This window comes from Cupriavidus sp. GA3-3, from assembly GCF_000389805.1.
Taxonomy (GTDB): Bacteria; Pseudomonadota; Gammaproteobacteria; order Burkholderiales; family Burkholderiaceae; genus Cupriavidus; species Cupriavidus necator_D.
Genome location: NZ_KB944477.1, coordinates 74,651 through 81,016 on the forward strand (window position 1 = coordinate 74,651; position 6,366 = coordinate 81,016).

Consider the following 6,366-nt stretch of genomic DNA (forward strand, 5'->3'; position numbering starts at 1 on the left):
CGGGTTGACACAGTCTTCTTTCATCATGTCCTTCCACAACAATATCCAGATCAAGACCCTGCTACGGGGCGCCATGGGAATGCTGTCGCTGCTGCTGTTGCTGGTCGGCGGTGCCGGCCTGCACGGCATTTCACAAAGCAATGATGCCCTCAGGGAGACTTATGCCAACCAGCTCGGCTCCACCGTCGCGCTCAGCGAGGCGATGCAGGCCACCACGCGCATGCGGCTGGCACTGGACCGCAACGTGATGCAGGGCGAGCAGGACGATCCCAAGGTTCACGTCGACCGCTCCAAAGTGTTCGTGGAGGCATCGGAGGCTGCCTGGAAGCGCTATATGAGCCTGCCGCAGAATCCTGAGGAAAAGGCGCTCGCCACGGAACTGGGCAAGCAGCGCCAGGCGTTCATGGAGCAGGGCGTGTTGCCGCTGCAGGCGGCTTCGCTCGCGGGCAACCAGGAAGAGGCCCTGCGGCTGGCGAAGAAGGTGCTGCCTGACCTGCAGCGCAGCATGTCGAGCGTGCACGAGAAGCTGCAGAAGTTCCAGATGACTGCCGGGCAGGCCAACTTCGATGCTGCGCAGGCCAGCTTTGCGCGTATCCGCATGCTGTCGGTCGTGCTGATCGTGCTGGGCCTGGCGGTCGCCGTGCTGTGCACGGTCACGCTGAACCGCGCCATCGTCGCGCCGGTGGCAGAGGCGCTGGCTGTGTTCGAGCGCATCGCCCGCGGCGACCTGACCTCGCGCATCGCCAGCGTCTCGAAGAACGAGATCGGCCGCATGATGCAGGCGCTGGCCGCGATGCAGGCCAGCCTGTCGGGCATCGTTGCCGAAGTGCGCACCGGCGCCGATTCGATGGCATCGGCCACGCAGCAGATTTCCACCGGCAACCTGGACCTGTCGCAGCGCACCGAGGAACAGGCCTCGTCGCTGGAGCAGACCGCCGCCAGCATGGAAGAACTGACCACGGTGGTGCGGCAGAATGCCGACAACGCGCGCCAGGCCGGCGTGCTGGCCAATGAGGCCTCGCAGATCGCGCTCAAGGGCGGCGAGGTGGTGGGCCGCGTGGTCGACACCATGAACGAGATCAACGGCGCCTCGCGCAAGGTGGTCGAGATCATCAGCGTGATCGAGGGCATTGCCTTCCAGACCAATATCCTGGCGCTCAATGCAGCGGTGGAAGCCGCGCGTGCCGGCGAGCAGGGCCGCGGCTTCGCGGTGGTGGCGGGCGAGGTGCGCAGCCTGGCGCAGCGCTCGGCCTCGGCCGCCAAGGAGATCGAGGCGCTGATCGGCGAGTCGGGCCAGCGCGTGGAGAGCGGTACCCGGTTGGTGGCAGAAGCCGGCCAGACCATGGGCGAGATCGTCCAGGCCGTGCGCCGCGTGACTGACATCATGAACGAGATCGGCGCCGCGTCGCAGGAACAGACCAGCGGCATCGAGCAGGTCAACCAGGCGGTGACCCAGATGGACGAGGTGACGCAGCAGAATGCCGCGCTGGTGGAAGAGGCCGCCGCCGCAGCCGGTGCGCTGGAAGAACAGGCGCAGAAGCTCAAGAACGTGGTCTCGGTGTTCAACCTTGGCACGGGTACGAGAGTATGGGCAGGCACGGCCGCGACGGCTGTCGCTGGCAGCACCGCACGCACCATGTCGGTGCGGCCGGCGGCAGCCGCGGCGCATTCGGCAACCGCGGCGCCGCGTGCCGTTGCTGCCCGCCCGGCCGCGGCGCTTCCGGCAAGCCGTCCGGCGGCGAGGCCCGTGCTGGCCGTTGCCGGGGCCGATGATGACTGGAGCGCGTTCTAAACCACTGTCCCCACCATTGCCCTGTTCACACGGCGACCGCAAGATGCCATGATGCGGGGTTTGCCCCGCGTCCTGACCTTCTTCGCGCATTCTCTTCATCATCGCGCAGCCCAATGATTGCCCTGAGTTCCATCCTGTTGCTGCTGGCTGCCCTGCTGGGCGTGGCCGCCGCCCTCGGCGTTCGCGCCGGGCGTGCGGACCAGTCAGCCGGTGGCCGCTCGCTGCGCATGCTGACCTGGTCGGCGGCACTGTTATCGCAGCTGAGCGTAAGCCTGCCCGTACTGGTGGTGATGCTGTCGGGCAGCGTGCCGGCGGCCAACGACACGGCACAGATGGCGGCCAGCTTCGCCGCCGCAGCAGCAGCCACCGCGGCTGCCAAGCTGCTGGTGCAGTGGCTGCGCCAGGGCACGCGGCTGTGGCGCGGTGCGGCGCTCATGGCGGTCGTCGCTGGCGCCGGGCTGGTGGCCGCGGCCGGCACCCACCTGGGCCGCGCCTGTGGCGCGGGCTCGGTCTCGGCGCGCGCCTGCATCGATGCAGCCGGCCTGCCGCACCCCGCCTGGCTGGCGGGCGGGCTGACCGCGCTGTGCGCGCTGATGTTCGCCGTCCACCGCGCGCAGTCGCGTGGCTTGCTGGCTGCGCACCACGAAGCCGGCCTGGCCGATGAGCTGGTGGACGAGGCGCACGGCCTGCCGCGCGGGCACGAGCCCCGCCTGGCGCGGCGCGGCGCGCGCATTCCCGGCCGCCCCGGCCGTCTTACCGTGCGTGCCGCAGCGCGCGGGCAGGGCACGGTGGGCGAGTACAGCGTGGCAACGACGATGCCCGACCGCGTCGCCTTCGGCCGCTGGCTGGACCAGACGATCGCGCAGGCGCGGCTGGCCGAGAGCGGCTGCGCCGTGTTGCTGATCCATATTGCCGATTACCGCGAAGTCGACGAGGTCTTCGAGATCCGCGCCGACGATATCCTGGCCCAGGACGCCGGCGCGCTGGCGCAGGCCGTGCTGGAGCCGCATGACTTCCTGGCCCGGCTGGCGCGCGACGAGTTTGCCGTGGGCGTGCCGGAGCTGGTCCATCATGGCCGCGCGCAGGAACTGGGTTCGCGCATGCTCGGCTCGCTGGCCGAGTTCATCGCCGCGCGCGGCTTGCAGATGCAGATCGGCGTGAACATCGGCATTGCCATCTACCCGCGCGATGCGCAGACCTCGGAGGCGCTGATGCAGGCCGCGCGCGTCAGCCTGGCCGAGGCCCGCCAGAGCGGCTCGAACCAGGTGCGCCTGTTCAACAGCGCCGCCGGCGAACGCGCGCGCCGCACCCGCGTGATCCGGCGCGACCTGTGGCTGGCGATCCAGGACGACGCACTGTCGCTGCAGTTCCAGCCCAAGTACGATGCGCGCCGGCGCACGCTGGTGGGGGCCGAAGCGCTATGCCGCTGGCGCCATCCCGCGCTGGGCCAGGTGAGCCCGGCCGAGTTCATCACCGTGGCCGAGCAGTCGGGCCAGATCGACAAGCTCGACGACTGGGTCCTGACCAGCGTCTGCCGCCAGGTGCGCCAGTGGCGGGACGCCGGCGTGCCCACCGTGCCGGTGGCGATCAATGTCTCGGGGCTGCGCTTTGCCAGCCGCAATTTCCCGCAATACCTGCTCGAGCAGATCCACCAGCACGACATCCCGCCCTCGGCGATCACGCTGGAGATCACCGAGACCGCGGCGATGAAGGACATCGGCAAGTCGCTGGAAACGCTGGCCGAGCTGCAGTCGCTCGGCATCCAGGTGGCGCTGGACGATTTTGGCAGTGGCTATTCCAGCCTGGGCTATCTCAAGCGCCTGCGTGTGGGCACGCTCAAGATCGACCGCACCCTGATCGGCGGGCTCGACACCGATGCGCAGGGCCGTGCCATCGTCGGCTCGATGGTGGCACTGGCGCACGAACTGCGCATGAAGGTGGTGGCCGAGGGCGTTGAATCGGCATCGCAGCTGGAAATCCTCAATGAGATGGGGTGCGACGAGGTGCAGGGTTACCTGCTGTCGCTGCCGCTGGATGCTGCCGGTTTTGCCGATGCCTTGCGCGAGCAGGGCGGCGCCTGACGGCTAAAGTTTGTCCGTGACGCGGCCGATAACCGGTCTGGCAGGCTGCCAGCGTTTGCGGCGCAGCCCTGCGCCGGCCCGTCCGTCGCCGGCTGCGCTGCCCGTGCTGTCCATCCTGGCGGATCAACCGAGTCCTGCAAACCGGAGGCGCCCATGTCATCGCCCAGCATCCTCGTCGTCGACGATTCCCCTTCGCTCCGTCGCATGATCGGCGCCTGCCTGCGCGCAGGAGGGTTTGACGTGACCGAGGCGGCCGACGGCGACCAGGCACATGCGCTCGCGGCCGGCGCCAGCTTCGGCATGCTGGTCACGGACCAGGTCATGCCCGGCATGGATGGCCTCACGCTGATCCGCAGTCTGCGCGCCACCGAGCGCTATGCGTGCATTCCCATCCTGATGCTGACCACCGAGCAGGACGGCAGCATCCGCGAACAGGCCCGCGCCGCCGGCGCCTCGGGTTTCCTGCCCAAGCCCTTCGATCCTGACCAGCTGATGCGGGCCGTGACGGCGCTGCTGTCCACCGCGCACCCTACCTCGGAAGGGTAAGGAAAGCCGGGCGTCGCCCTTCAGTCCCCCGGATTGCTGCCGTAAACACTGGTGGGCGAAGTCATGCCCCGGTGCCAGCCAGCGGCCTTGGCCGCAGCAGCGCCAGCAAACCAGCATGAGCCAATTTTGGGGGGCTAGACGATGAAGCACATCGACAAGGCAGACGGCGCGGGCGAAGAGTTCCTGGCCTTTACGCTGGGCCGGGAAGAATACGGCGTCGACATCCTGAAGGTCCAGGAGATCCGCGGCTACGAGTCGGTCACCCAGCTTGCCAACGCACCGGACTACATCAAGGGCGTGATCAACCTGCGCGGCATCATCGTGCCGATCATCGACCTGCGCATCAAGTTCCGCCAGCAGAACGTCAGCTACGACCAGTACACGGTCGTCATCATCGTAGACCTCAACGACCGCACCACCGGCATCGTGGTCGATGGCGTGTCCGACGTGCTGACCCTTGCAGCCGAGCAGATCAAGCCCACGCCGCATTTCTCCGGCGAACTGGCGACCGACTACATCCGCGGGCTGGGCTCGGTCGAGCAGCGCATGCTGATCCTGGTCGACATCGAGAAGCTGCTCAACACCGAAGAACTCGCCGCGCTCGAAGCGGTGGCGTGATCCCGCGGCAGCGCCAACGTTGTCCGGCCGGCGCCCCGCCTGCCGGACCGAACCCGCCCGGGGTGCAGCAACTTGCCGCGCCCGGGCCTGCAGTACTGTCATAGATGCGAAACAACCAACCCGTTACGCAGCGCGAATACAAGCTCTCCCCATCGGACTACCTGATCTCGCGCACGGACCTCAAGGGCCGGATCACCTTTGCCAACCGCACCTTTATCGAGGCAAGCGGCTTTGCGGCCGAGGAGCTGCTCGGTGCGGCGCACAACCTGGTGCGCCATCCCGACATGCCGCCGGAAGCGTTTGCCGACCTGTGGCAGGACCTGCAGGCCGGCCGCACCTGGATGGGCGTGGTCAAGAACCGCCGCAAGAACGGCGACTTCTACTGGGTCAACGCGACCGTGACGCCCACGCGTGTCGATGGCCGCGTGGTCGGCTACACCTCGGTGCGCTCGATGGCGACGCGCGAGCAGGTGGAAGCCGCCGGCGCTGCCTATGCACGCTTCCGGGCAGGCCGCGCGGACGGGCTGGCGATCCGCCACGGCGCCGTGGTCCGCACCGGGCTGCGCGGCCTGGTGCAGGGTCTGCTGCACCTGAACCTGAAGCGCCGCATCCTGTGGGCGCAGGCCGGCGGGATGGTGTGGTTCCTGGCCGCACTGGTTGCGGTGGAAGCCCTGGGCGGCGCAGGCGTGGCCGCGGTGCGCCCGTGGCTGTGGGGCGGCTTTGCGCTGGCGCTGGCATCGTCGTTCGCGGCAGGCACCATGCTGCTGGCGCGCGTGCACCGTCCGGTGCGCCACATGCTGGACTTTGCGCTGCGCATGGGCGCGGGTGACCTGACCACGCGCTTCGAGCACCGCAGCGCCGACGAGATCGGCGCGCTGGCGCAGGCCATGCAGACCATGCAGCGCAGCCTGCAGTCGGTGGTGCACGAGATCCAGGAAGGCATGGCCAGCATCTCCACGGCAACGCGCCAGGTGGCCGCGGGCAACAACGACTTGTCGCAACGCACCGAGCAGCAGGCGGCAGCCCTGGAGCAGACGGCGTCGAGCATGGAAGAGCTGACCAGCACGGTGCGCCAGAACGCGGACAACGCGCGCCAGGCCAGCGGGCTGGCGGCGAACGCGTCGGAGACAGCGCTGCGCGGCGGCGAAGTGGTGGGCCGGGTGGTGCAGACCATGGACGAGATCAACGATGCCTCGAAGAAGATCGTCGACATCATCGGCGTGATCGAAGGCATCGCCTTCCAGACCAACATCCTGGCGCTGAACGCGGCGGTGGAAGCGGCGCGCGCCGGCGAGCAGGGCCGCGGCTTCGCGGTGGTGGCGGGCGAGG

The 6,366-nt window shown here is 68.7% G+C and carries 5 protein-coding genes; all 5 read left to right on the forward strand.

What is annotated here, in order from left to right; genetic code table 11:
• Positions 1–25: 25 nt before the first annotated feature.
• Complete coding sequence (locus tag C265_RS13760) at positions 26–1,792, forward strand: methyl-accepting chemotaxis protein (RefSeq protein ID WP_010809860.1); 1,767 nt, start codon at positions 26–28, stop codon at positions 1,790–1,792.
• Positions 1,793–1,905: 113 nt separating this feature from the next.
• Positions 1,906–3,873 carry a bifunctional diguanylate cyclase/phosphodiesterase gene (locus tag C265_RS13765; RefSeq protein ID WP_010809861.1) on the forward strand — a complete coding sequence of 656 codons (1,968 nt, stop codon included), beginning with the start codon at positions 1,906–1,908 and terminating at the stop codon, positions 3,871–3,873.
• A gap of 153 nt (positions 3,874–4,026) precedes the next feature.
• On the forward strand, positions 4,027–4,419 hold the full coding sequence (locus C265_RS13770) for a response regulator (RefSeq protein WP_010809862.1): 393 nt from the start codon (positions 4,027–4,029) through the stop codon (positions 4,417–4,419).
• Between the two features lie 141 nt (positions 4,420–4,560).
• Entirely contained in the window at positions 4,561–5,037 is a 477-nt protein-coding gene (locus tag C265_RS13775; protein WP_010809863.1) for a chemotaxis protein CheW, read from the forward strand.
• A gap of 104 nt (positions 5,038–5,141) precedes the next feature.
• Positions 5,142–6,366: methyl-accepting chemotaxis protein (locus C265_RS13780; protein ID WP_010809864.1), on the forward strand; the 1,225-nt coding region annotated here is incomplete at its 3' end.